Genomic DNA, 24,026 nt, shown 5'->3' on the forward strand with positions numbered 1-24,026 from the left:
GATCGCGTCCGCGTACTCTCCGCCACGCCGGGGCCGGGCCCTTCCCCCCCGAGTAGAGCCCGGCCCCTGTGGCCTTGAGGTCAGATCTCACTCACCTTGTCGGCCACCCGGCGTGTCTTGCAATGCTCGAAAGACTACGAGGAGTAATGAGACTGCCGGGAGTCCCTTCGGACGAGCGGTCTCCAGTTCGCGCCATGCGGCCCCGCCGATCGCGACGAGCGGAGCGTCCGGAGCGACGAACGGCGTCTGGAACCCCTCCTCGCCCCGGCCGTCAGCGGAACTGGCCGACGAGCAGCTCCCGGACCTGCCGGGTGTGCCGCCTGCTCACCGGCAGCACCTGCTCCCCCACCTGGAGGACCATCCGTCCGGCGTCGAACCGCATCTCGATCACGTGCCTGGCGTTCACCAGCGTGCTGCGGTGCGCCCGGATGAAGCCCGCGCCGCCCCACCGCCGCTCCAGCGCCGCCAGCGACATCCGCACCAGATAGTTGGCGTCGGCGGTGTGCAGGCGCACGTAGTCGCCCTGCGCCTCGGCGTAGCACACGTCCTGCTGGGCCACGAACTTCGTGCGCCCGCCCAGCTCCACCGGGATGACGTCGTCCGGCGCCGCCTCCCCGTCGCCGGCCGCGACCGCGGCGGCGAGCCGGCGTACGGCCTCGGCCAGCCGCTCGGGCCGCACCGGCTTGAGCAGGTAGTCGACGGCCTCCAGCTCGAACGCCTGGACCGCGCAGTCGTGCGCGCTCACGAAGACCAGCCGCGGCGGGGCGGGGAAGCCGCCGATGAGCCTGGCCAGATCGAGACCGTCGAGACCGGGCATCCGGATGTCCAGGAAGACCCCGTCGAGCCGCTCCCCCGCGGCGATCATCTGCACCATGTCATGGAGCGCCGTCGCGCTGTCGGACGCCGTCTTGACCTGCTCCACACGGGCGTCCCGCCGAAGGAGATAGGCGAGCTCGGACAGTGCGGGAACCTCGTCGTCTACCGCAAGGACGCGTAACATGTCCACCACCGTGCCTGTAACCGAGTGGTTACGCAAGTGATACCTGAGGCCAGTGTCGCGACCACCGGGGTTCGCCCGGTCCGACGCGACCGGGCGGAGGCCGGCGGGAGGGGACCTAGACGAGGCTCGGCTGCGGACGGGTCTTCGGGATGCGGAGCCGGATCCTCGTTCCCGCGCCGGGGGCGGTGTCGACGACGAGGCCGTAATCATGCCCGTAGATGCGGCGCATCCGCAGGTCGACGTTGCTCAGCCCGATCCCCTTGGGCTCCTCGCCGAGGATGGCCCGCACGTGCTCGGGATCCATGCCGACCCCGTCGTCCTCGATGGAGATGTGCGCCTCGGGCCCGGCGTCCTTGATGACCACCCGGACCTCGCCGGGCATGCCGTGTTTGATCGCGTTCTCGACCAGCGGCTGCAGACACAGGAACGGCACCGGCACCCGCAGCACCTCCGGCGCCACCTGCACGGTGAAACGCAGCCGGTCGCCGAACCTCGCCCGCTCCAGCACCAGGTAACGGTCCATGCAGCTCAGCTCGTCGGCGAGCGTGGTGAAGTCCCTGGTCCTGCGCAGCGCGTAGCGGGTGAAGTCGGCGAAGTCCAGCAGCAGCTCGCGGGCACGCTCCGGTTCCGTACGGACGAACGAGGCGATCGTGGTCAGCGAGTTGTAGACGAAGTGCGGCGAGATCTGCGCGCTCAGCGCCCGCGTCTCGGCCTCCAGCGTCCGCCGCCGGGACGAGTCGAGCTCGGCCAGCTCGAGCTGCCCGGAGACCCAGCGGCCCACCTCCGTCGCGATGCGCGCCAGCGCGTGACCGGCGCCGGCGTCATAGGCGGCGAGCGCGCCGACCACGCGGCCCTCCACGGTCAGCGGCACCAGCACCCCCTCCCCCGTGACCACGTGGGGCCACCCGGCCCGCAGCGCTGCACGCGCCTCGGTGAGGATCGCCTCGTCCCCCGGCACGCCCTCGCCGTCGCGGGCGAGGACCTGGTCGAGGGAGGTGATCGCCAGGGCCGGCGTGCCGAGCAGGGCACGCAGGTGCCGTACGGCTCTGCGCGCGGAGTCGCGGTTCAGGCCCGTCCGCAGCGAGGGCGCGGCCAGCCCGGCGATGTGCAGGGCGAGATGGGCGGCCTCACCCGCCTCGCCCGCCAGGCCGTCGCGGGACGTCCGCCGCCGGCCCAGGCCGTACCCGGCGAGGGCGGACATCCCGCAGAGCGGCAGCCACAGGGCCGCCAGACACAGGGCTATCGACACGCGGGCCAAGGTAGCGGCTGGACGGGGCTCAGGGAGGGCCGTCGCCCGGGTCCTCCTGATATGAGTAGCGCTGTTCCCTCCACGGATCGCCGATGTTGTGGTAGCCGCGCTCCTCCCAGAAGCCCCGCCGGTCCTCCAGCAGGTACTCCACCGCGCGGACCCACTTCACGCTCTTCCAGGCGTACAGATGGGGGACGACGAGACGGACGGGGAAGCCGCGCTCGGGCGTGAGCGGCTTCTCGTCGAGCTCGGTGGCGAATAACGTGGTCGGCCGGTCGAAGTCGCCGAACCTCAGGTTGGCGCTGTAGCCGTACTCCGCCCAGATCATGACGTGGCGCACGCCGGGGTCGGGCGGGACCCGCTCCAGCAGCGCCGCCGCCGGGATGCCGCCCCACTCGTTGCCCATCACCGAGAACTTCGTGACGCAGTGGAAGTCGGCCAGCACGGTCATCCGGGGCAGCCGGGAGAACTCCTCCCAGGTGAACCGGTGTTCCTCGCCCGAGGCCGTGGCGCCGAACACCTGGAAGCGCCAGGTCTGGGGGCGGAACGCCGGCACCCTGCCGTAGTGGAGGATCGGCCGCCCTCGGGGGATGTACTGGCCCGGGGGCAGGCGGCTCTCCACTACGGGGATCTCCGGTTCACGTATCTCCGGGTCGGGAATCTCCGGCACGCAGCCATCCTGCCACCAGGCGCGAGACCGGCTCCCACCGGTCCCCTCCCCCCGGGCGCGAGAGGCATGCGCTATATTTCGACCATGCGCACCGCTCCTGCGTTTTTCGTGTTTTGGTATGGCGACGGACCCGTGAGGACCGATCGCCCGCGAGCGCTGTGCTGACAGCCAGGCGAACGAAGGCCCCGGGTCCGGTCGGACCCGGGGCCTTCTGTTTGTCACAGCGATGTTCGTCAGAAGAAGGAGTGATCATGGTCATCGTCATGGCCCCCGAGGCCACGCAGAACGACGTCGACGCGATCGTCGAGCTCGTCGCCACGGCCGGAGGCGAGGCCTTCGCCAGCCGGGGCGTGAGCCGTACGATCATCGGGCTGATCGGCGACGTCGAGCAGTTCACGACGCTGAACCTGCGCGGCATGAGCGGTGTGGCCGACGTGGTGCGCGTGTCCGCCCCGTACAAGCTGGTGAGCCGGGACAACCACGCCGTACGGACGACGGTACGGGTCGGCGGGGTGCCCATCGGGCCGGACACGGTGACGCTGATCGCCGGGCCGTGCGCCGTGGAGACGCCGCAGCAGACGCTGGAGGCGGCCAAGATGGCCAAGGCCGCCGGTGCGACGCTGCTGCGCGGGGGCGCCTACAAGCCGCGCACCTCGCCGTACGCCTTCCAGGGGCTGGGCGAGGCGGGCCTGCGCATTCTGGCCGACGTGCGCGAGGAGACCGGCCTGCCGATCGTCACCGAGGTCGTGGACGCCAATGACGTGGCGCTGGTGGCGTCGTACGCCGACATGCTCCAGGTCGGCACCCGCAACGCGCAGAACTTCGCGCTGCTGCAGGCCGTGGGCGCGGCGGGCAAGCCGGTGATGCTCAAGCGGGGCATGACGGCGACCATCGAGGAGTGGCTGATGGCGGCCGAGTACATCGCCCAGCGCGGCAACCTCGACATAGTGCTGTGCGAGCGCGGCATCCGGACCTACGAGAGCGCGACCCGCAACACCCTGGACATCTCGGCGGTGCCCGTGGTGCAGCGGCTGTCGCACCTGCCGGTGATCGTGGACCCATCGCACTCGGGCGGCCGGCGCGACCTCGTGCTGCCGCTGTCCCGGGCCGCGATCGCGATCGGCGCCGACGGCCTGATCATCGACGTGCATCCCAACCCCGAGCAGGCGCTGTGCGACGGTCCGCAGGCGCTGGTCGACGGCGACCTGGCCGAGCTCGCCACCGTCGTGCGCGATTTCCCGCCGCTGGTGAACCGCACCCTCACCGTCTCCCCCGCGATGTCCTCCGCCGCGACGCCCGTGTAGCGCGCCCCGCCCGGCGGGGTGTGGTCACACTCTGCCGGGCCCGGTGCCCTGATCGATCCCGGTCCGCCGGGAGGAGACTCCGCTCCGCTGCGAAGCCCGCTCACCGCGGGCTTCGCATGCGGCGTCACTGCTGGAAGTCGTCCAGCTTGTAGGGGCGGATCGAATCGGCGAGCTGGACGGCGAGATCCTCGGCGTCCAGGCGCCGCTCGATCTGCTTGAGATCCTCGATCTTGGCCCTGGTCTCGGCCGAGCGGGGGGCGAGCAGCGTGCAGCAGTCCTCGTCGGGCAGCTCGGAGATCGCCAGGGTTCCGATCCGCCGCGCCTCCGCCATGATCTCGGTCTTGTCCAGCCCGATGAGCGGCCGCAGCACCGGCAGGTCGACCGCGTTGTCCTGGGCCGTGATGTTGGTGAGCGTCTGGGAGGAGACCTGGCCGAGCGAGTCGCCGGTGACGAGCGCCTCGGCGTGGATGCGGTGCGCCACCTCCTCGGCGGTCTTCAGCATCAGCCGCCGCTGCGCGATCACCGCGAGGCGGTCCTGCCCGGAGACCTTGATCGACTGCTGGGCCTTGCCGAACGGCACCACCCACAGGCGCGACTTCCCCTGGAAGCGGTCCAGGTTGCGCACCAGAGCGTACGCCTTGTAGATCGACTCGGAGGTGGTGAACGGGATGCCGGAGAAATGCAGGAAGTCCACCCGCAGGCCCCGGCGCATCATCCGGTAGGCCGCCACCGGCGAGTCGATGCCGCCCGACAGCAGCGCCAGCGCCCGCCCGCTGCTGCCGACCGGCAGGCCGCCCTGGCCGAGCAGGCCCCCGGTGAACAGGAACGCCTCGTCCCTGTCCACCTCGATGTGCACGGTCAGCTCGGGGTCGCTCAGATCGACCGGCAGGCCGTACGTGTCGTTGATCGTGCCGCCGACCAGGCGGTCGAGCTCGTTGGACCGCAGCGGGAACCGCTTGTCCCTGCGCCGCGACCGTACGGCGAAGCGCGCCTTCCTGGCCACCTCGGGGGAGTCCTTGATCAGCTCGATGGCCGCCTTGGTGATGACCTCCGGGTCCTTGGCCACCCGCCGGGCGAGATGGACCAGCACGATGCCGGGCACATCGGACACCCTCCGGGCGACGGCCTCGGCGACCTCGTCGTCGGCGCCCTGTGCCGTCGCGTCAGAGGGGAAGAAGATCGCGATCACGCCGTGCCGCTGGCGTACCTCGACGCGGTAATCCTTGAGCGCGCCCCTGATGTTCGACCGCAGCCGCGTCTCGAAGAGCTCGCGGTTCCTGCCCTTGAGAACCACCTCGCCCAGCTTGAGCAGCACACACGGCTCACCCAGGACCGACCCGGCCGACACTGACATCGCTTCACCTACCTCCGGCAGAGCACAACGCACGGACCCAACACTTTAGTCCGCGCGGCGAGGTCCGATCGCCCGGCGGCCGGGCGGTGGAACCCACCGCCCGGCCGCCGGGAGCGTCGCGAGATCGGCGGATCGGCGCGGGAGCGGTCGCGGAACCGCGGCCGGACGACTCCGGATCAGCCGAAGAAGACCTCGGCCTCCTCGTAGCGGGAGAACGGCACGGTCTTCAGCTCGGCGGTGGCCTCGTCGAGGCCCACCCGGATGATGTCCGTGCCGCGCAGGGCGACCATCTTGCCGAAGTCGCCCTCGTTGACCGCGTCGATCGCGCCGAGGCCGAACCGGGTGGCCAGCACGCGGTCGGACGCCGACGGCGTGCCGCCCCGCTGGATGTGGCCGAGGACCGTGGTCCTGGCCTCCTTGCCGGTGCGCTTCTCGATCTCCCTGGCGAGCATCTCCCCGATGCCGCCGAGCCGTACGTGGCCGAACGCGTCGAGCTCGCCGCTCTGCAGCGCCATCTGCCCCTCAAGGGGATGCGCCCCCTCGGCGACGACCAGTATCGGGGCGTACCTGGTCTTGAACCGGGACTCGACGTAGGCGCAGACCTTGTCGATGTCGAACGGCTTCTCCGGGATGAGGATGACGTTCGCCCCGGCGGCCATGCCGGCGTACAGCGCGATCCAGCCCGCGTGGCGGCCCATGACCTCGCAGATCAGCGCGCGGTGGTGGGACTCGGCCGTGGTGTGGAGGCGGTCGATGGCCTCCATGGCGATGTTGACGGCGGTGTCGAAGCCGAAGGTGTAGTCGGTGGCGTTGAGGTCGTTGTCGATCGTCTTGGGCACGCCGACGACCTTGACCCCGCGGTCGAAGAGCTGCTTGGCGACGCCCAGGGTGTCCTCGCCGCCGATCGCGATCAGCGCGTCGATCCCGCCCTCGGCCAGGTTCTCCTTGATCCGGTCGACGCCGCCGTCGATCTTGATCGGGTTGGTGCGCGAGGAGCCGAGGATGGTCCCGCCCCGCGGCAGGATCCCCCGGACCGCCTGGATGTCGAGCGGCATGGTGTCGCCCTCGAGGGGGCCACGCCAGCCGTCGCGGAATCCGACGAACTCGTGCCCGTACACGCCGATGCCCTTGCGGACGACGGCGCGGATGACCGCGTTCAGCCCGGGGCAGTCGCCGCCTCCGGTAAGGACTCCAATGCGCATGACGGGTTCCTCCATAAGGGAATACACGGCCAGACTGGTGCGGCACGCCGTGTCGACGCACCGCATTCTGCCCCAGCCTACCGACATTGGTATAGACCAAAGCGAGGTTACGTGACCGAACTCACCACGGCCAGCACCCGTACCCGACCGGCCCTTCACCACTCAGTCTCCCATGACGGACGGAGCGCGAGCGTGCTGGCCATCGACGCAGGCACCACCGGCGTCACCGCCCTCGTCGTCACGGCGGACGGGCGGATCGACGGCCGGGGGTATGAGGAGTTCGCCCAGCACTTCCCGCATCCCGGCCGGGTCGAGCACGTGCCGGAGGAGATCTGGCAGGCCACGCTCGCCGCCTGCCGCGCCGCCCTGGACGCCGCGACCACCCGGCCGTGCTGCGTCGGGATCACCAACCAGCGGGAGACCGCCGTGCTGTGGGACCGCGCCACACTGGCCGCGCCGCGCCGCGCGATCGTCTGGCAGGACCGGCGTACGAGCGCGATCTGCGAGCGCATGCGGGAGCACGAGCCGCGGGTGTCCGAGCTCACCGGGCTCCGCCTCGACCCCTACTTCACCGGCACGAAGCTGACCTGGCTGGCCGAGAACGATCCGCGCGCCTGGAAGGGCACGGCGACGGGGGAGATCGCCGTCGGCACCGTCGACTCCTACCTGATCGCCCGGCTCACCGGCGGTGCCCGGCACGTCACCGATCCGTCCAACGCCTCGAGGACCCTGCTCTACGACATCGCCGCCGGCGAGTGGTCGGCGGAGCTGTGCGACCTGTTCGGCGTGCCGTCCGCCGCGCTGCCGCGGATCGTGCCGAACTACGGGGAGATCGGCCGGACCTCCCTGCACGCGTTCCTCGGGCTCGACCTCCCGATCACCGGCGTGGCGGGCGACCAGCAGGCGGCGCTGTTCGGCCAGACCTGCTTCTCCCCCGGCGACATCAAGTGCACGTACGGCACGGGCTCGTTCATCCTGGTCAACACCGGCGGGCGGATCGTCAGGTCGCGCGCCGGGCTGCTGACCACCGTCGCCTGGCAGGCGCCCTCCGGCGAGACGACCTACGCCCTGGAGGGGTCGATCTTCGTCACCGGGGCGGCCGTCCAGTGGCTGCGCGACGGACTCGGACTGATCCAGACCGCGGCCGACTCGGAGTTCGCCGCCGCGAGCGTGCCCGACTCCGGCGGGGTCGTGTTCGTGCCCGCCCTGACCGGGCTCGGCGCGCCGTACTGGGACCCCGACGCCCGGGGGACCATCCTCGGCATCACCCGCGGCACCCGGGCCGCCCACCTGGTGCGTGCCACGCTCGACGCGATCACGTTCGAGGTGCGCGACATCGTCGAGGCCATCCGGGAGATGGGCGTGGAGACGGCGGTGCTGAAGGCCGACGGCGGCGCGAGCGGCAACGACCTGCTCATGCGCCTGCAGGCCGACCAGCTCGGCACTCCGGTCGAACGGCCGGTCGTCCAGGAGACGACGGCCCTCGGCGCGGCGTTCCTCGCCGGGCTGGGCGCGGGCGTCTGGTCCTCGCCCGATGAGTTGCGCGAGACCTGGCGGCTCGACCGCCGCTTCGAGCCCGGCTCCGGTGACGGCGCGGCCTACACCCGGTGGAAGCGTGCGGTCGAACGGGCTCGCGGCTGGGCCGCCGACTGACATTGACAGTGTCATGATGACAGTGTCATCGTGGGGATATGGACGAGACGTGGACGATCGGCGAGCTGGCCGGGCGGGCGGCGGCCCTGCTCGCCCCGCCTCGGCCGGGGATCGACGGCACGGCCGGCGGCGACGGCCGCGTCCGCGAGGTGCCGAACGAGCGGCTCATCCGGTGGTACACGACGATCGGCCTGCTCGACCCACCGCTCGCCCGCCGTGGCCGGGTCGCGCTCTACGGGCGGCGCCATCTGCTCCAGCTCGTCGCGGTGAAGCGGCGTCAGGCCGACGGCCTGTCCATCGCCGCCATCCAGGCGGAGCTCGCCGGGGCCACCGACGCCATGCTCCAGCGGATCGCCGCTCTCCCGGCCGACCCGCCTCCCGTGACCGCCGCGCCCGGAACCATCGGAACCGCCGCACCCGCGACCGCCGACGCCATGCACGGGACCACCGCGACCGTTTCCGGGCCCGCGACCGCCGAGCCCGCGACCGCCGAGCCCGGGACCGCCGACGCCATGCCGGCGACCGCCTCCCGCGGCCGCTTCTGGGCCCGCGACACCGCGCCGGCGGCCGGGAACGCACCGGTCGCGCCTGATCCACCGGTCGGCCTGGTGTCCGGCGTACGGCTCGCACCCGGGGTGACGGTGCTGCTCGAAGGACGCACACCCACCCCGGAGGAACTGGCCGCCATCGGCCGGGCGGCCGGTCCGCTGCTGGCCACGCTCACCGAACTCGGCCTGGGGGGTGTCTGACAGGCCATGTCCCGCCGCACACGGCCCGGACGGCGGCTGCCCGGCCCCCTCACCCGCGAAAGGGAAGAAACGCCATGACCATTCCCATCACGCATCTGCGGCCGGAGGAGTGCCGGCCGGCTCAGGACGCCGGGCTCGGGGCCCTGGAGACCGAACGCGGCAATCTGCCGCTCGACGGCGTCGACGTCACGGCCCGCCTGACCGGGCTGGTCGCCGGGGTCGCCATGGTGCAGACGTTCCGCAACACCTTCGACGTCTCGCTCGAGGCGACGTACGTCTTCCCGCTGCCGCCGAGGGCCGCGGTCACCGAGTTCCGCATGGAGGCCGGCGACCGCGTGATCGACGGCGTGCTGAAGGAGCGCGCGCAGGCGCGGGCCGACTACGACCGGGCGCTCGCCGAGGGCAGGCGGGCCGCGATCGCCGAGGAGGACCGGCCCGACGTCTTCACCATCCGCGTCGGCAACATCGGGCCGGGCGAGCGGGTCACGGTACGGCTCACGCTGAGCCAGCCGCTGCCGTACGAAGACGGCGCGGCCGAGTTCCGCTTCCCGCTGGTGGTGGCGCCGCGCTACGTTCCCGGGGCCCCGCTGGACGGGCCGCAGGCCGGGGACGGCGTCGCCCCGGACACCGGCGCGGTGCCCGACGCGTCCAGGATCTCCCCGCCGGTGCTGCTTCCGGGGTTCCCCCATCCCGTACGGCTGTCGCTCGCGGTGACGGTGGACCCGGCCGGGCTCGGCCTGCGAGAGATCCGCTCCAGCCTGCACGAGGTGGTCCGCGAGGGCGACACGATCAGGCTGCGGCCCGGCGAGCGGCTGAACCGCGACTTCATCCTGCGGCTGGCGTTCGACGCCTCGACGGCTCTCGCCCTCGTCCCGGACGACGCCGATGAGGGCACGTTCACGCTGACCGTGGTGCCGCCCGCCGATGCGACGGCCACGACGAGACCGCGCGACGTGGTGCTGCTGCTCGACCGGTCGGGCAGCATGATGGGCTGGAAGATGGTGGCGGCCAGGCGAGCGGCGGCCAGGATCGTCGACACGCTGACCGCCCGGGACCGCTTCGCCGTGCTGGCGTTCGACACCGTGGTCGAGCGGGCCTTCCCCGCCGGTCTGGTGCACGCCTCCGACCGCGACCGCTACCGCGCGGTGGAGCATCTGGCCAGGCTGGAGGCGCGCGGCGGGACCGAGATGCTCATCCCCGTCGAGGAGGCGCTCGGCCTGCTCGACGCCGCCGGCGACGAGCGGGCCGGCGACGAGCGGACCTGCGACGGCGCCGAAGCCCGGGACCGCGTGCTCGTCCTGGTCACCGACGGCCAGGTGGGAAACGAGGACCAGATCCTGGAGCGCGCCGGCGGACGGCTCGGCGGCGTCCGCGTGCACACGGTGGGCATCGACCGGGCGGTGAACGCCGGTTTCCTCGGCCGGCTCGCCCTGCTCGGCGGCGGCCGCTGCGAACTGGTCGAGTCCGAGGACCGGCTCGACGAGGCGATGGAGCACATCCACCGCAGGATCGGCGCGCCCCTGGTCACCGACGTCACACTGCACCCGGAGGGCTTCGAGCTCGTCCCGGACACGGTCACGGACGCCGGATCGCTCTTCCCCGGCGTGCCGCTCACCGTCTCCGGCCGCTATCGGGGACGGCCGTCCGGCGCGATGGCCGTACGCGGCCGCACGGCCGACGGCGAGCCCTGGGAGCGGCGGGTGACCGGCCACCGCGCCGACGGCCCGGCCGCGCGTGCGGTGTGGGCCCGGGCGCATCTGCGCCGGCTGGAGGACCGGTACGCCGCGGGCGATCACTCGCTGGAGGATCGGATCGTGGCGGCGTCGCTGCGGTTCGGCGTGCTGTGCCGCTTCACCGCGTTCGTGGCGGTCGACTCACGGGTGACCGCCGACGGACGTCCCGAGCACCACGTGATCCAGCCGGTGGAGCCGCCGTCCGGCTGGGACATGCCCATGGGCGCTCCGACGGCGTTGGGAGGAGTCGTGCGGATGGCCGCCGCCGCACCGATGGCCGCCGCACCAAGCGCCGAGGCCCCGATCGCGTTCACCGCGTTCCCTGCCGCGCCGCCGCCCGCTCCGGCCGGCCCGGGACGCCGGGCCGGGCGCGGGTTCTCGGTGGGACGCGGAAACGAGGCCCCGTCCTCGCCCGAGGCCGATCTCGACGCCGTACGCCCGCTGCTGGGCGAGGAGCTCACCCGGCTGCGGGCGGTGGAGACGACGCTGCCCGAGCGGGAGCTGCGGCGTTACCTGTCCGACCTGGGCAGCCGCCTGCGGGTGATCGCCCACCTGGCGGGCGACCACGCCGAGCTGTCCGCCCTCGCCGAGGATCTCGAGAGGGCGGAGCGGCCCGGCACCCGGCCGGACGATCTGCTGCGGCGGGTGATCGACGTGCTGACCGCGCTCACGAACGCCCCCGGCCGGCGGGCCTTCTGGAAGCGTTCCTGACGCGGCTCACGTCATTTCGGTTCCGGTAGGCGGAGGACGTCGGACGGCGGGCCGGGAACGGGTCTCCTGGGCTCCCGGACCCCTCCCGTGTCGGGCCGGTCGTCTCGTCCCCCGGCGGGGACGGGCGACCGGCGGCGCAGCATTCGCATGACAAGCGCTTTAAGCCCCATATACCTGGAACGCATAGTGTTGTGGGGTGAGTTCCACCATGTCGGGCGGCCGGACCGTTCCGGGCGGCCCCGTCGTGCTGGACGGGGGCCTCGCCACCCACCTGGAGGCGCTCGGCCACGACCTCGGTGACGAGTTGTGGTCGGCGAGGCTGCTGGTCGAGGAGCCCGAGGTGATCCGCCGGGCGCACCTCGACTACTTCGCCGCCGGAGCCGACGTGGCCACCACGGTCAGCTACCAGGCGAGCGTCCCCGGCTTCGTCCGGCGCGGCCTCACCCCGCACGAGGCGCGCGACCTGATCCGCCTGTCGGTCACACTCGCCGTCCAGGCCAGGGACGAGCACGGCGCCGGGTCGGTGGCCGCGAGCGTGGGACCGTACGGCGCCTTCCTGGCCAACGGCGCCGAGTACACCGGCGACTACGACCTCGACGAGGACGGCCTGGCCGAGTGGCATCGCGAGCGCTTCGAGATCCTCGCCGAGGCCGGGGCCGACCTGCTCGCCTGCGAGACGATCCCGTCGCCCGCCGAGTCGCGGGCGCTGGCCCGGCTGCTGCGCGAGACGCCCTCGACGCGTGCGTGGGTGAGCTTCTCCTGCCGGGACGGGCGGCACGTCGGCGACGGGACGCCGTTCGCCGAGTGCGCCGCCGTCTTCGCCGGCCTGCCGCAGGTCGTCGCCGTGGGCGTGAACTGCACGGCGCCGCGTTTCATCCCGGAGCTGATCGGCGCCGGCGCGACGATCGTCTATCCCAACTCGGGCGAGACGTGGGACGCGGTACACCGCCGCTGGCTCGGTCTCACCGATCCTGTGGAGTACGGCGAGGCCGCCGCGGGGTGGCACGCGCTCGGCGCCACCCACATCGGCGGCTGCTGCCGTACCACCCCCGAGCACATCCGCCGCATCCGCGAACACATCCCCCACCCCCATGCCCGTGATCTTGCGAATACTCGCACATCGCGCCGTGAGCAGGGATTTCATCGTTCATGATCTTGCATTTTCTCGCAGGCGTATGCCCTGACCAGCGAAAACACCATTCGTGATCTTGCACTCACCACTGCAAGATCACGAAACGCATAGACCCAGGTCACAGGGTCTACATGCGAGGAACTGCAAGATCACGGAAGCGATCCACGCAGGCCAGGAGGATGGTCTGCGAGTAACTACAAGATCACGGGACAGGGGGTGGTTCGGGGTCAGCCGACGGCGACCGGCTCGCCGGTGCGTGCGGCGAGCGGGATCTCCTTGAGGAACAGCGCCACGAGCAGCGCCGCGACGACGAACGGCAGGCTGGCGAGGAACACGTCGTCGATCGCGTCGGTGAACGCGAGCAGCACATGCTCCTTCACCGGCGACGGGAGATGCTGGATGGCGGCCACGTCGTTGGCGTCGATCCCCCCGGACGGCGCCCGCCCGCCGAACTGCTCGGTCAGGTAGTGGGTGAGCCGGTTGGTGAGCACCGCGCCCATGACGGCGGTGCCGATGGCGGCGCCCATCGAGCGGAAGAACGTGGCCGAGCTGGTCGCCGTGCCCATGTCCGACCGGTCCACCGCGTTCTGGATGGCCGTGACGACCGTCTGCATGGTGAAGCCGAGCCCGGCGCCGAAGAGGTAGGCGTAGATCGCGACGTGCCAGTACGGCGTGTCCACCCGCATCGTCGAGAGCAGCCACAGCGCGATCAGGAGCACGACAGAACCGATGATCGGAAATCTCTTGTAGCGGCCGGTCTTGGTCATGAGCTGCCCCGAGGCGATCGAGGTGGAGAAGATGCCGAACACCGCGGGCAGCAGGGCCAGCCCCGACACCGTGGGCGACATCCCCTGGACCGCCTGGAGATAGACCGGCAGGAAGATCATGCCGCCGAACATCGCCAGCCCGCCCAGGAAGTTGAAGGCGTTGCCGACACTGAAGATCGAGTTGCGGAACAGCCGCATCGGCAGGATCGGCTCGGCCGCCCGGAGCTCGACGACCACGAACAGGGCCGCCAGGGACACGAAGGCGGCGAGCAGCGCCAGCGCGCCGGGAGCGGTCCAGCCGAGCTCGCCGCCCGCCCAGTCGAGGTAGAGCAGGAAGCACGACACCCCGGCCACGATCACGGCGGCGCCCAGGTAGTCGACCTTGTGCGCCCGCCGGACCACGGGGATCCTCAACGCGACCGAGGTGACGATCAGGGAGATCACCCCGATCGGGATGTTGATCCAGAAGATCCAGCGCCAGCCGGGGCCGTCGGTGAAGAAACCGCCGAGCAGCGGCCCGGCGACGCTGGACACACCCCAGACCGCGCCGAAATACCCCTGGTAGCGGCCGCGCTCCCGGGGCGGGATCACGTCGCCGATGATGCTGAAGGCCAGCGCCATGAGACCGCCGCCGCCCAGCCCCTGGAGTGCGCGGAACGCGATGAGCTGCCCGATGTCCTGGCTCAGCCCGGCCAGGGCGGAGCCGACGAGGAAGAACCCGATTGCCGTCTGGAAGATCATTCGCCTGCCGTACAGGTCGGAGATCTTGCCCCAGAGCGGGGTCGACGCCGTGGAGGTGAGCAGGTAGGCCGTCACCACCCACGACAGCTTGTCGAGCCCGCCGAGTTCGCTGACGATGCGCGGCAGGGCGGTGCCGACGATGCTCTGGTCGAGCGCGGCCAGCAGCATCCCCGCCGCCACCCCGGCCAGGACGACCAGGATCTGACGGTGGGGCAGATAGCCAGAGACTGCTTCGCGGTCCTCACGAACGCTCACGCATGCTCCTCCTCAACCGATTGTTTCCCTGGACAGTTGACGGACAGAGTCACGCTACCGTCCCGGTTCGGCTGTATCAGGAGGATTTACGGGCGGCCCGGGCCATCTCGACTTTCGCGCTGGCTGCGTACTTGTCGACGTATTCCTGGCCGGACAGCTCCATGAGCGCGTACATGATCTCGTCGGTCACCGCACGCAGGACGAGACGGTCGTTTTCCATGCCGTAATAACGGGAGAAATCGAGCGGTTTGCCGTACCTGACGCCGGGCCGGATGCCGAATCTGGGGAACAGCCGGCCGGGCGGCATCATCTCGAACGTGTTGACCATGGCCCAGGGGATCACCGGCGCGCGGGACTCCAGCGCGAGGCGCGCGACCCCGGTCTTGCCCTTGTAGAGCCGGCCGTCCGGGGAGCGCGTGCCCTCCGGGTAGATGCCGAGCACCTGGTTCTCCCCCAGGACGCGCAGGCCGGTGCGGAGCGCCGCCTCGCTGGCCTTGCCTCCGGAGCGGTCGATCGGCACCGTGCCGACGCCGGAGAAGAAGGCCCGGCTGACCAGTCCTTTGATCCCGCGGCCGGTGAAGTACTCGGCCTTGCCCAGGGAGATCACCTTGCGCGGCAGGAATCCGGCTCCGAAGAAGTGGTCGGCGAACGACAGGTGGTTGCCGGCCAGAATCACCGGTCCCTCCTTCGGCACGTTCTCCGTTCCCTCCGCCCAGGGGCGGAAGACGAAGTGGAGAATCGGCCAGAGGATGGCCTTCACCACCCAGTAGAACACGCGGGCACCCCCTCGGGTAAGACTGAGGTCATCTTCGCACGCCCCACCCACTCGCACTAACGATGCCTTACGTGGGACTATCGGGCGGGAGAACCCGCTGGGTCGACCCGGTGACAGAAAGGTCCATCCCATGCCAGTGATGCCCGGCGCCGAGCCGTACCACCACGACGGCGGCGATGTCGGCGTTCTGCTGTGCCACGGGTTCACCGGGTCGCCGCAGTCGCTGCGTCCGTGGGCCGAGCATCTCGCGGCGGCGGAACTGACCGTGTCCCTGCCCCGGCTGCCCGGGCACGGCACGACATGGCAGGAGATGAACCGGACGCGCTGGGAGGACTGGTACGCGGAGGTGGACAAGGCGTTCGCCGATCTGCGCGGCCGGTGCGCCGAGGTGTTCGTGATGGGCCTGTCGATGGGCGGCTGCCTCGCGCTGCGCCTGGCGCAGGTGCACGGCGACGCCGTCCAGGGGGTGGTGGTGGTGAACCCCTCCGTGGTCAGCGACGCCCCGCTGCTGCGGCTGGCGCCGGTGCTGAAATGGCTCGTGCCCTCGGTCGCCGGCGTCGCCGGCGACATCAAGAAGGGCGGCACGGCCGAGATCGGATACACGCGCACCCCGGTGCGGGCCGCGGCGACGCTACCCCGGCTGTGGAGGCTCGTCCAGGCCGACATCGGCAAGGTCACCCAGCCGGTGCTGGTGTTCCACAGCCGCGACGACCATGTCGTAAAACCGGCCAGCACCGCGTTCCTCCGCGCCAGGATGGGGCAGAACCTGGAGATCAGGCAGCTGACCGACAGCTATCATGTCGCGACGCTCGACAACGACGCACCAGTGATCTTCGAGGGCAGCCTCGACTTCATCCGTTCGCACGCCTCTGTACCCTTGACGAAGGACTTGTGACCCGGGACCGAAGTGACGCCGCAGAGTGACGAGGACGAGGTCTGGCGTCAGATCGTCGCCTCCTACAACGAGACGGCCGAGGACCCCTCGGCCGCACAGCCATGGCCCGATCGGGAGAACGTCACCGACGATGACGGCGATGAGACCCCGACGCGGGCACAGGACGCGCCCGACAGCGAGGACGCGCCGGAGAAGACGCTCCCCGAAGACGAGGATCACTACATCCCGCCGCCACCGCCGCCGCTGCCCCCCGGGGACTTCGTCAGCCGACTGTCCTGGGTGGCGCTCTTCGGCGGGCCGGCCTACCTGTTACTCGCCGCGATGCTCGGCTGGGCGATGGACGGCTGGACCGTCTTCGCCGCCGTGGCCGCCTTCATCGGGGGCTTCGTGACCCTGGTCGTCCGCATGGGCGACGGTCCCCCGGGCGACTCCGGGTGGGACGACGGCGCGGTCCTCTGACCCGCCGCCAGGTCCGGCTGCTCCGGCCGGTCCGTCCGGCCGGGCGGGGGGCCGAACCGTTCGACGAGGTCGCTGTAGCGTCCCTCCGCGTCGAGCACGTGCCCGACCGCCATCGTGAGGTCGTCGACGTGCACGACCGCCTGCAGCCGCACCGTCCGATCTTCCGCCGTGTCCGCTGCGGCTCCGCCCGCCGCCTCGGTCTCGTCCTCCGGCGGGGGCGCCTGGCCGCGGATGACGGTCCACCGCGAGCCGTCGCGACGCAGCAGAATGCCCTCGGCCGGACGCGCCGGGTCGTAGCCGGACACCCAGAACCTGCCGTGCCCGTCACCGGTCACACCGTACAGCTCGGCCCTGGCGGCCGGATCCTTCCGGCCGCCCGCCGCCTTGCCGCCGGAGCGCAGCCGCTCTCGCGACCATTTCCCGCCGCTCCATCGCAGGACGAGCGGCGCGATCGTGCCGTCTTCGCCCGTGTAGACCCCGCCCACGGCGATCGCGCGGTTGCGGCTCTGGACATAGACGTCGCGCAGGAATCCGCCCTTGATCTCGGGCAGGTCCATCGGCTTCCACCGGCCGCCGGACAACTTCATGATCAACGGATGGGTGCCCGAGTCGCCGACGGCCCATCCGCCGGACTTGCCCGTCAGCGCGACGCCGTACATGATGCCGCCGGGCCCGCTCCTGGTGGTCCAGCCCTTGCCCGCGCCGCCGCCGACCGCCAGGAAGGCCCTGCCGTTCCTGCTGCCGACCGTCACGACGCGGCCGGGGGACGCCGCCACGGCGCCGAGCCAGTCGCCCACGCGGAACTGCGGCACGTTGACCCGGTCGAACCCGCCCACCGAACCCTTCGCGACGTACGGCAGGCCGTCGTGGCCGTCGCCCACCGCCCAGATCTCGTCCGGCGAGACGGCCGCGACCGATCGCAGATGTCCCGCCCCCGTGGCGTCCCCGCGGATCGCCACATCGGTCCAGGAGACGCCGTTCCAGTGCGCGATCACGCCGTGGTTGCGCCAGGTGTCCCAGACGTTCTGCTGGCCGACGGCCCAGATGTCCTTGGCCGACAGGCCGGCCACGTCCGACAACGAGGCGTCACCGGCGAACCGGCCGATGGAAGCACCCTGGGCCACCTCGTCCGGCCGGGTGTGCGTGTGCGCGTGCGCCACCGATGTGGCGCACAGGAGATGCCCGGCCAGCAGAACGCAGGCGGACGGCACACACAACGGCACCGCACATCGTCTCCGACGGCGGGTCATGTCACAGATCGTACGTGGACCGCTGCACCGCCGCGACCCGATGGCGCCGAGACCGCCCCCGGCGGGCTCCCGGCCCCTCACCGGTCCGCCCGCAGCTCCGCGACGACCGGGCGGTGGTCGCTCGCGGCGCTCAGGTCGCCGGGTGGCACGTCCGGGCAGCCGCACGAGACCACGGAAAGCCCGGCGCCGGCGAAGACGGCGTCGATCCGCCTGCTGGGGTCGCGGGCCGGGAAGGTCGCGCCGTCACCGGGCGTGTCGCGCGTGCCGGCGGCGTGGTCGAAGCAGTCCGTGTAGCGGCCGGTGAGGTAACGCCAGGCCGGTTCGCCGGGCTGCTCGTTGACGTCCCCGGCCAGCACGGGCAGCGCGCCGAACCCGCGGGCGGTCCGCTCCAGGATCGGCACGATCTCGGTGACGTGCCGCAGCCGGGCCCCCGCCACCAGGTCGAGATGGGCCGAGCACACGGCGTACCGCCTGCCGTCCTTCTCCACGACCGCGACGGCGATCGCCCGCCACTCCAGCCCGGCGAACCACCGCAGGCGGTGGCCGCTCCCGTGCAGGAGCCGTACGGCCGGGCCGGCGAAGACGGCGACCCCGCCGACGCGTCCCCCGGCCGCGACCGACATGCCGGCGTCACCGGCGAGCTCCCGCCGCCTGCGCCGCCAGTGCAGCAGGCGGGGGACCTCCTGGAGGCACAGCACGTCGGGCCGCATCGCCCTGATCACCCTGACCAGCGCGGCCCGGTCGTCCCGGAGCGAGCGGACGTTGTAGGTGGCGACGCGCAGCACGGCGCTCCGGGAGCCCGCGGCGCTCAGCGTCTCCGGGCGAGGTCGGCCGCCCCGACCATCCCGGCGGACGGCCCCAGCTCCGCGACCCTGACCTCGGCCGGCGGCCGATGGCCACGGCCGGTGAGCCGCTCGGCGAACCCGGCGCCGACCTTGTCGAGGAACAGGTCGGCCGCGCGCGAGACGCCGCCGCCGATGACGAAGCGACCGGGATCGAGGACCGCGGCCATGTCGGCGAACCCCTGGGCGAGCCATTTGGCCAGGCCGTCGAACGCCGCCAGCGCGACCGGATCGCCGCGGCGGGCCGCCTCGGTCACGTGCTCGCCCTGGATGCCGTCCACCGATCCGCCGGCGAGCTCCAGCAGGTGCGGAGCCGACGCGGGGTCGGCGGCGGCGCCACGCCTGGCGTCGCCCAGCAGCGCGGTCCCGCTGGCGTACTTCTCCCAGCAGCCGAGGTTGCCGCAGCCGCACGTGCGGCCGTCCGGCACCACCTGCATGTGGCCGAGCTCGGCGCCCATCCCCCACCTGCCCCGGTAGAGGTCGCCGGCCAGCACTATGCCGCCGCCGATGCCGGTGCCGATGGTCACGCACACCACGTGGCTCTCGCCCCGGCCCGCGCCGAAGCGGTACTCGCCCCACGCCATGGCGTTGGCGTCGTTCTCGACCACCACGGGCATGCCCACGAGTTCGGCGACCTTCTCGCGCAGCGGCTCCTCGCGCCAGGCGAGATTGGGCGCGAAGCGGACGACCGATCTGGTCTCGTCCACGAATCCGGCCGCCCCGACCCCGACGGCCTCCACCACGTGCCGCGAGGCGAGCTCGGCCACGGCGTCCGCGATGGTCAGGGCGACCTTCTCGGCGCTTCCCGCCGGAGTGTGCCGCAGGGTCCGGTCGAGGATGTCGCCATCCTCATCGACGACTCCGGAGGCGATCTTGGTGCCGCCCACGTCCACGCCGATGGTCAGCGCCATGCCGCGTTCCTCCCTGGCTCTCTAACCGAGGTCGATGTGCTCCACTGGCGGGCCGTCCCGGCGGACGTCGTCCGGCTGTGAACGCTGCAGGACCTCGACCACCTGCCGGAACGCCGCGAACAGCTCGCCCCCGGCCGCCATCAGGTGACCGGTGATGTCGCCGCCCGCACCGTATTCCCGCTGTGCCGCGATCATCCGGCATACAGGGCATGCGCGGCAAATGTACTCCTCGTCGGGGCTTTCGGCGACCGCCTCGCTCCAGACGTCGTCGGCACGGGCGCCGCCGCCGCTGCCGCCGAAGGCCGCGCCGAAACCGCTCATGCCGCCCTTCACCAGGCCCTTGCCGATCTCTCGGCCCACCCGCTGCTGGACGGCGTCGAACAGCTTCAGCGCCTCCTCCGCGGCAGAGCCGAGCGGGTTGGTGGCGTGCGTTTCATCGTTGGCTTCCGTCATCTCGCCCCTCCTGTCTCGAACCGTACCCGGAGGACCCCGTCGCGGAGTGCCGCCGAGGAGATCTTCCAAGCAGGATCCTCATCGGCCCTCGACGCGGCGCCTGAGCCCCTTGAGCGCGGTGTCGACGATGACCTTCTCGGCCCGTCGCCTGATCATGCCGATCATGGGGACCTTCAGGTCCACCGCGAGCTCATAGGTCACCTCTGTGCCGCCGCCGGGACGCTCGGCGAGCCGGTAGCTCCCGGTCAGCGCGGAGATCATCCGTCCGCCCTCGGCGGTGTGCCAGCTCACTCCCGCGTCGCCGTCCCACGCGTAGGCCAGGACGTACTCGTCGCTGATCACGCCGGCGTCGAGGACGAACCGGACCCGGGAGGCCCTGCCGCCCTCCTCCGTCTCCAGGATCTCCGCCGCCTTCACCTGGCCCGCCCACTGCGGATAGGCCGGGAAGTCCGCGATCACGGCCATGATTGACGATCGGCCGGCGCCGATCGTGATGCTCGAGGAGGTGCGATCAGCCATGCGCCAACGCTACTTCACGATTCCCGTGAGGATGGGGTGCCCAGCCGGGGATAACGCCTGGGTGACGGAACTACCGATGCGTAACTTTCGCACGATAGCGTCCGGATGAGACCCGAAGAGCGAGCCCTGCACAAAGGAGTGGCCGTGCGTGAATTCAGCGTTCCCGTGCTGGTCGACGTACCCCCGTCCGCCAACTGCACCGACGTGGTGTTCCAGCGCGGCGCGGACGAGCCGGACGCCGTAGTCATCCGCCGCAAGGACGGCGAGGGCGCCGACGCCCCATGGCTCCCGATAACAGCGGCGGAGTTCCGCGACCAGGTCGCGGCGCTCGCCAAGGGCCTGATCGCGGCAGGCGTGGAGCCGGGCGACCGGATCGCACTGATCTCGCGTACGCGCTACGAGTGGACTCTGATCGACTACGCCATCTGGGCGGCGGGCGGCGTCTGCGTTCCGATCTACGACACCTCCTCGGCCGAGCAGGTGAAGTGGATCGTCTCCGACAGCGGCGCCAAGGCGGTCTTCGCCGAGACGGCCGCCCACGAGGAGACGGTACGTGAGGCGGCGCCCGGCCTCTCCCTGCTGTGGGGAATCGACGGCGGCGGGCTCGACGCGGTCCGCGAGCTCAGCCCGGAGGTCACCGACGAGACGCTCGCCGAGCGCCGCTCGTGCCGCGGCGGCGGCGACCTCGCCACGATCATCTACACCTCCGGGACCACGGGCATGCCGAAGGGCTGCCGGCTCACCCACGACAATCTGCTGTTCACCGCGCGCAACGTCGCGCAGGGACCGCTTGAGCAGATGTTCGAGATGGACGAGCGCTCGGCGCTGCTGTTCCTGCCGCTCGCGCACAGCTTCCCCAGGATCATCCAGATCGTCCTGATGGAGACGGGCACGGTCATGGCGCACACCCCGAACATGAAGAACGTCGCCCCCGATCTCCAGTCGTTCAAGCCGACCTTCCTGCTGGGCGTGCCGCGGGTGTTCGAGAAGGTCTACAACGCCGCCGAGCTGAAGGCCACCACGGAGGGCAAGGGCAAGATCTTCCAGGCCGCGGTGGCCACGGCCGTCGCCTGGAGCAAGGCCGAGAGCTCCGGCGGCGCCGGCCTCGGCGTCCGGCTCAAGCACGCGCTCTTCGACAGGCTCGTGTACGCCAAGCTGCGCGCGGCGACCGGCGGCGCGCTGACCGCTGCCGTCTCCGGCGGCTCCGCCCTCGGCGACCGGCTCGGCCACTTCTTCCGCGGCGTCGGGATCGAGGTCTACGAGGGCTGGGGTCTCACCGAGACCAGCGCGCCCTCGACGGTGAACATTCCGGGCGCGAACAAGATCGGCACGGTCGGCAGGCCGTTCCCCGGGGTCGGCGTCCGGATCGCCGAGGACGGCGAGATCCTGGTCAAGGGCAGGCACGTCTTCGACGGCTACTGGAACAACGAGCGCGCCACCAAGGAGGCCGTCGACTCCGAGGGCTGGCTCCACACCGGCGACGTGGGCGAGCTCGACGACGACGGCTACCTGCGCATCACCGGGCGCAAGAAGGAGCTCATCGTCACCGCCGGCGGCAAGAACGTCGCCCCCGGCCCGCTGGAGGACGCGATCCGGGCGCATCGGCTGGTCAGCCAGGTCATCGTCGTGGGCGACGACCGGCCGTTCGTCGCGGCGCTGGTCACGCTCGACCCGGAGGCGCTGGAGCAGTGGAAGCAGGCGAGCGGCAAGACGTCGGCCCCGGCGACCGACCCGGAGCTGCTCGCCGAGGTGCAGGCCGCCGTCGACGACGCGAACCGGATGGTCTCCAGGGCCGAGCAGATCAAGAAGTTCGTCATCCTCGACGCCGAGCTGAGCGAGGAGAGCGGCCACGTCACGCCGAAGCAGTCGATCAAGCGCAACGTGGTGCTGCGCGACTTCGCCGAGCAGATCGACGAGCTGTACGGCTGAGCCGTACCGGGCCTGCCGCACGCGGGCCGGGATCCACGTGCGGCAGGCCCGGCGGGGCCCGGCTCGGCCGCCCGGCCGTTCCGCCGAGCCGGGCCGACCCGGCCGGGGCCGGGAAGGTCACAGGAGACCGGTGAAGCAGGCCGCGACGCGGTCCCAGTGCCACTCGTGCTCGATCCAGTCCCGGCCCCGCTCCCCCATCGCCCGGGCGCGGGCGGGATCGGCCAGCAGCCCGGTGAGCGCTCCGGCGATCTCGTCGGGGGAACGGCCGTCGACGACCAGCCCGGTCTCGCCGTGCCGTACGGCGTCGGGCGCGCCCCCAGAGGAGCCGGCGACCACGGGCAGGCCGGTCGCCGACGCCTCCAGGTAGACGATGCCGAGGCCCTCCACGTCCAGGCCGCCCAGCCTGCTGCGGCACGGCATGGCGAACACGTCGCCGGCGGCGTAGTGCGCGGGCAGCGCCGCCCACGGCACCGAACCGGTGAACACGACGGAGTCGCGCAGGCCGAGCCGGCGTACCGACCGTTCAAGCGCGGCGCGCGAGGGGCCGCCGCCGACCAGGAGCAGCACGGCGTCCCGGACCTTACGCAGCACCAGCGGCCAGGCTTTGATCAGCATGTCCTGGCCCTTGCGCGGCACCAGGCGGGAGACGCAGACCACCGTCGGCCGGTCGCCGAGTGCCAGTGCGGCGCGCACCTCGTCCCGGCCGGCGCCGGGCCGGAAAACGGCGGTGTCGACGCCGGGCGCGAGCCGTACGAGCTTGGCCTCTGGCACGACCGCCGCGAGCCGGCGGCGCGTGTAGCCGCCGAGATAGGTCACCGCGTCGGCAGCGGCTCCGATGCGGCCCAGCAGGGCGCGGGTCACGGGCAGGCGTGCCCAGGACGCCTCATGGCCGTGCGTCAGCATGACCACGCGGGCGGCCCCGGCGGCGCGCAGCGCCGGGGCGAGCAGGCCGAGCGGCGCCGCCGCCCCGAACACCACGGTCGCGCCGTCCTCCACCAGGCCGGCCGCCCTGGCCGCGACGGCCCTCGTGGGCAGCATGAGCGTCGACGGGTGCCGGACCACCTCGTACGGCTGCCGCGCGTCGAATCTCTCGCTGCCCTTCCATCGGGGCGCGTACACGACGACCGAGTCCGGCGGGAGGCGGCAGGCGAGCCCGTGCACGAACGCCTGGATGCCGCCGGGCCTGGGCGGGAAGTCGTTGGTGACGATCAGCGTTCTCGCGCCCATCCCCTGCCCGCACCCCTCACCGTGGACATCGCCGTACCGTGGTCATCGCCGCCCGCCCTCCACCGTGATCTTGCGAATGCTCGCACGGATGGCCGCCCACCTGGCACGCGGCCTTCCGTGAACATGCAGAAATTGCCGGCGATCCCCGCTGACCTGTTGAAAGACCATTCGTGATCTTGCATTCCGCGGTGGAGTGCAAGGTCACGAGGAGCATTGTCGCAGGCAGCGGCGGCCGACCGGGAGTTC

20 protein-coding genes are annotated in these 24,026 nt (G+C 71.7%); 8 read left to right on the forward strand and 12 right to left on the reverse strand.

The window, feature by feature from the left end; translation table 11 throughout:
* Positions 1–271 precede the first annotated feature (271 nt).
* From ACQP1K_RS19270 to ACQP1K_RS19280, 3 genes are all read right to left on the reverse strand, one after another.
* Positions 272–1,000 (reverse strand): LytR/AlgR family response regulator transcription factor, encoded by a 729-nt coding sequence (locus ACQP1K_RS19270; RefSeq protein ID WP_433497097.1) that lies wholly within the window; start codon positions 998–1,000, stop codon positions 272–274.
* A 115-nt stretch (positions 1,001–1,115) separates the two neighbouring features.
* Positions 1,116–2,249, reverse strand: coding sequence for a sensor histidine kinase (locus ACQP1K_RS19275; protein WP_433497098.1), 1,134 nt, complete (start codon positions 2,247–2,249; stop codon positions 1,116–1,118).
* A 28-nt stretch (positions 2,250–2,277) separates the two neighbouring features.
* Positions 2,278–2,919, reverse strand: a complete 642-nt coding sequence (locus ACQP1K_RS19280; RefSeq protein WP_433497099.1) for a sulfite oxidase-like oxidoreductase — start codon at positions 2,917–2,919, stop codon at positions 2,278–2,280.
* A gap of 251 nt (positions 2,920–3,170) precedes the next feature.
* On the opposite strand from ACQP1K_RS19280, the gene aroF reads away from it, so the two are divergent.
* Positions 3,171–4,223, forward strand: a complete 1,053-nt coding sequence (gene aroF / locus ACQP1K_RS19285; RefSeq protein WP_433497100.1) for a 3-deoxy-7-phosphoheptulonate synthase — start codon at positions 3,171–3,173, stop codon at positions 4,221–4,223.
* A 124-nt stretch (positions 4,224–4,347) separates the two neighbouring features.
* Here aroF and thiI read toward each other — a convergent pair whose 3' ends face one another.
* Positions 4,348–5,577 carry a tRNA uracil 4-sulfurtransferase ThiI gene (thiI, locus tag ACQP1K_RS19290; RefSeq protein ID WP_433497101.1) on the reverse strand — a complete coding sequence of 410 codons (1,230 nt, stop codon included), beginning with the start codon at positions 5,575–5,577 and terminating at the stop codon, positions 4,348–4,350.
* Between the two features lie 176 nt (positions 5,578–5,753).
* The gene (locus ACQP1K_RS19295; RefSeq protein ID WP_433497102.1) at positions 5,754–6,779 is read right to left on the reverse strand and encodes a 6-phosphofructokinase; all 1,026 of its coding nucleotides are present in this window, start codon (positions 6,777–6,779) and stop codon (positions 5,754–5,756) included.
* A 192-nt stretch (positions 6,780–6,971) separates the two neighbouring features.
* On the opposite strand from ACQP1K_RS19295, the gene ACQP1K_RS19300 reads away from it, so the two are divergent.
* From ACQP1K_RS19300 to mmuM, 4 genes are all read left to right on the forward strand, one after another.
* Positions 6,972–8,432, forward strand: a complete 1,461-nt coding sequence (locus ACQP1K_RS19300; protein WP_433497103.1) for an FGGY family carbohydrate kinase — start codon at positions 6,972–6,974, stop codon at positions 8,430–8,432.
* A gap of 38 nt (positions 8,433–8,470) precedes the next feature.
* Positions 8,471–9,181 carry a MerR family transcriptional regulator gene (locus tag ACQP1K_RS19305; RefSeq protein WP_433497104.1) on the forward strand — a complete coding sequence of 237 codons (711 nt, stop codon included), beginning with the start codon at positions 8,471–8,473 and terminating at the stop codon, positions 9,179–9,181.
* Between the two features lie 74 nt (positions 9,182–9,255).
* Positions 9,256–11,625, forward strand: coding sequence for a VIT domain-containing protein (locus ACQP1K_RS19310; protein ID WP_433497105.1), 2,370 nt, complete (start codon positions 9,256–9,258; stop codon positions 11,623–11,625).
* Positions 11,626–11,833: 208 nt separating this feature from the next.
* Positions 11,834–12,778: a homocysteine S-methyltransferase gene (gene mmuM, locus ACQP1K_RS19315; protein WP_433501589.1), complete on the forward strand. Its 945-nt coding sequence runs from the start codon at positions 11,834–11,836 to the stop codon at positions 12,776–12,778.
* A 206-nt stretch (positions 12,779–12,984) separates the two neighbouring features.
* Here the strand turns inward: mmuM and ACQP1K_RS19320 are convergent, their stop codons facing one another.
* Together ACQP1K_RS19320 and ACQP1K_RS19325 are read right to left on the reverse strand one after the other, a co-directional pair.
* Complete coding sequence (locus tag ACQP1K_RS19320; RefSeq protein WP_433497106.1) at positions 12,985–14,520, reverse strand: MDR family MFS transporter; 1,536 nt, start codon at positions 14,518–14,520, stop codon at positions 12,985–12,987.
* A gap of 76 nt (positions 14,521–14,596) precedes the next feature.
* Positions 14,597–15,295, reverse strand: a complete 699-nt coding sequence (locus ACQP1K_RS19325) for a lysophospholipid acyltransferase family protein (protein ID WP_433497107.1) — start codon at positions 15,293–15,295, stop codon at positions 14,597–14,599.
* Positions 15,296–15,425: 130 nt separating this feature from the next.
* Here ACQP1K_RS19325 and ACQP1K_RS19330 point away from each other — a divergent pair, with 130 nt between their 5' ends.
* Positions 15,426–16,190, forward strand: a complete 765-nt coding sequence (locus ACQP1K_RS19330; protein ID WP_433497108.1) for an alpha/beta hydrolase — start codon at positions 15,426–15,428, stop codon at positions 16,188–16,190.
* A 12-nt stretch (positions 16,191–16,202) separates the two neighbouring features.
* Positions 16,203–16,649, forward strand: a complete 447-nt coding sequence (locus tag ACQP1K_RS19335; protein ID WP_433497109.1) for a hypothetical protein — start codon at positions 16,203–16,205, stop codon at positions 16,647–16,649.
* A 1,327-nt stretch (positions 16,650–17,976) separates the two neighbouring features.
* Here the strand turns inward: ACQP1K_RS19335 and ACQP1K_RS19340 are convergent.
* The 4 genes from ACQP1K_RS19340 to ACQP1K_RS19355 form a co-directional block, all read right to left on the reverse strand.
* The gene (locus ACQP1K_RS19340) at positions 17,977–18,684 is read right to left on the reverse strand and encodes an endonuclease/exonuclease/phosphatase family protein (protein ID WP_433497110.1); all 708 of its coding nucleotides are present in this window, start codon (positions 18,682–18,684) and stop codon (positions 17,977–17,979) included.
* A gap of 23 nt (positions 18,685–18,707) precedes the next feature.
* Positions 18,708–19,652 (reverse strand): ROK family glucokinase, encoded by a 945-nt coding sequence (locus ACQP1K_RS19345; protein WP_433497111.1) that lies wholly within the window; start codon positions 19,650–19,652, stop codon positions 18,708–18,710.
* A 21-nt stretch (positions 19,653–19,673) separates the two neighbouring features.
* Positions 19,674–20,105: a hypothetical protein gene (locus ACQP1K_RS19350; RefSeq protein WP_433497112.1), complete on the reverse strand. Its 432-nt coding sequence runs from the start codon at positions 20,103–20,105 to the stop codon at positions 19,674–19,676.
* A gap of 78 nt (positions 20,106–20,183) precedes the next feature.
* Positions 20,184–20,624 (reverse strand): SRPBCC family protein, encoded by a 441-nt coding sequence (locus tag ACQP1K_RS19355; RefSeq protein ID WP_433497113.1) that lies wholly within the window; start codon positions 20,622–20,624, stop codon positions 20,184–20,186.
* 144 nt (positions 20,625–20,768) lie between these two features.
* Here ACQP1K_RS19355 and ACQP1K_RS19360 point away from each other — a divergent pair, with 144 nt between their 5' ends.
* Positions 20,769–22,553 carry an AMP-dependent synthetase/ligase gene (locus tag ACQP1K_RS19360; protein ID WP_433497114.1) on the forward strand — a complete coding sequence of 595 codons (1,785 nt, stop codon included), beginning with the start codon at positions 20,769–20,771 and terminating at the stop codon, positions 22,551–22,553.
* Between the two features lie 117 nt (positions 22,554–22,670).
* Here the strand turns inward: ACQP1K_RS19360 and ACQP1K_RS19365 are convergent, their stop codons facing one another.
* Positions 22,671–23,780 carry a glycosyltransferase family 4 protein gene (locus ACQP1K_RS19365; protein ID WP_433497115.1) on the reverse strand — a complete coding sequence of 370 codons (1,110 nt, stop codon included), beginning with the start codon at positions 23,778–23,780 and terminating at the stop codon, positions 22,671–22,673.
* Between the last annotated feature and the right edge of the window lie 246 nt (positions 23,781–24,026).

The sequence above is a fragment of the Sphaerimonospora sp. CA-214678 genome, assembly GCF_050942215.1.
Lineage (GTDB): Bacteria > Actinomycetota > Actinomycetes > Streptosporangiales > Streptosporangiaceae > Sphaerimonospora.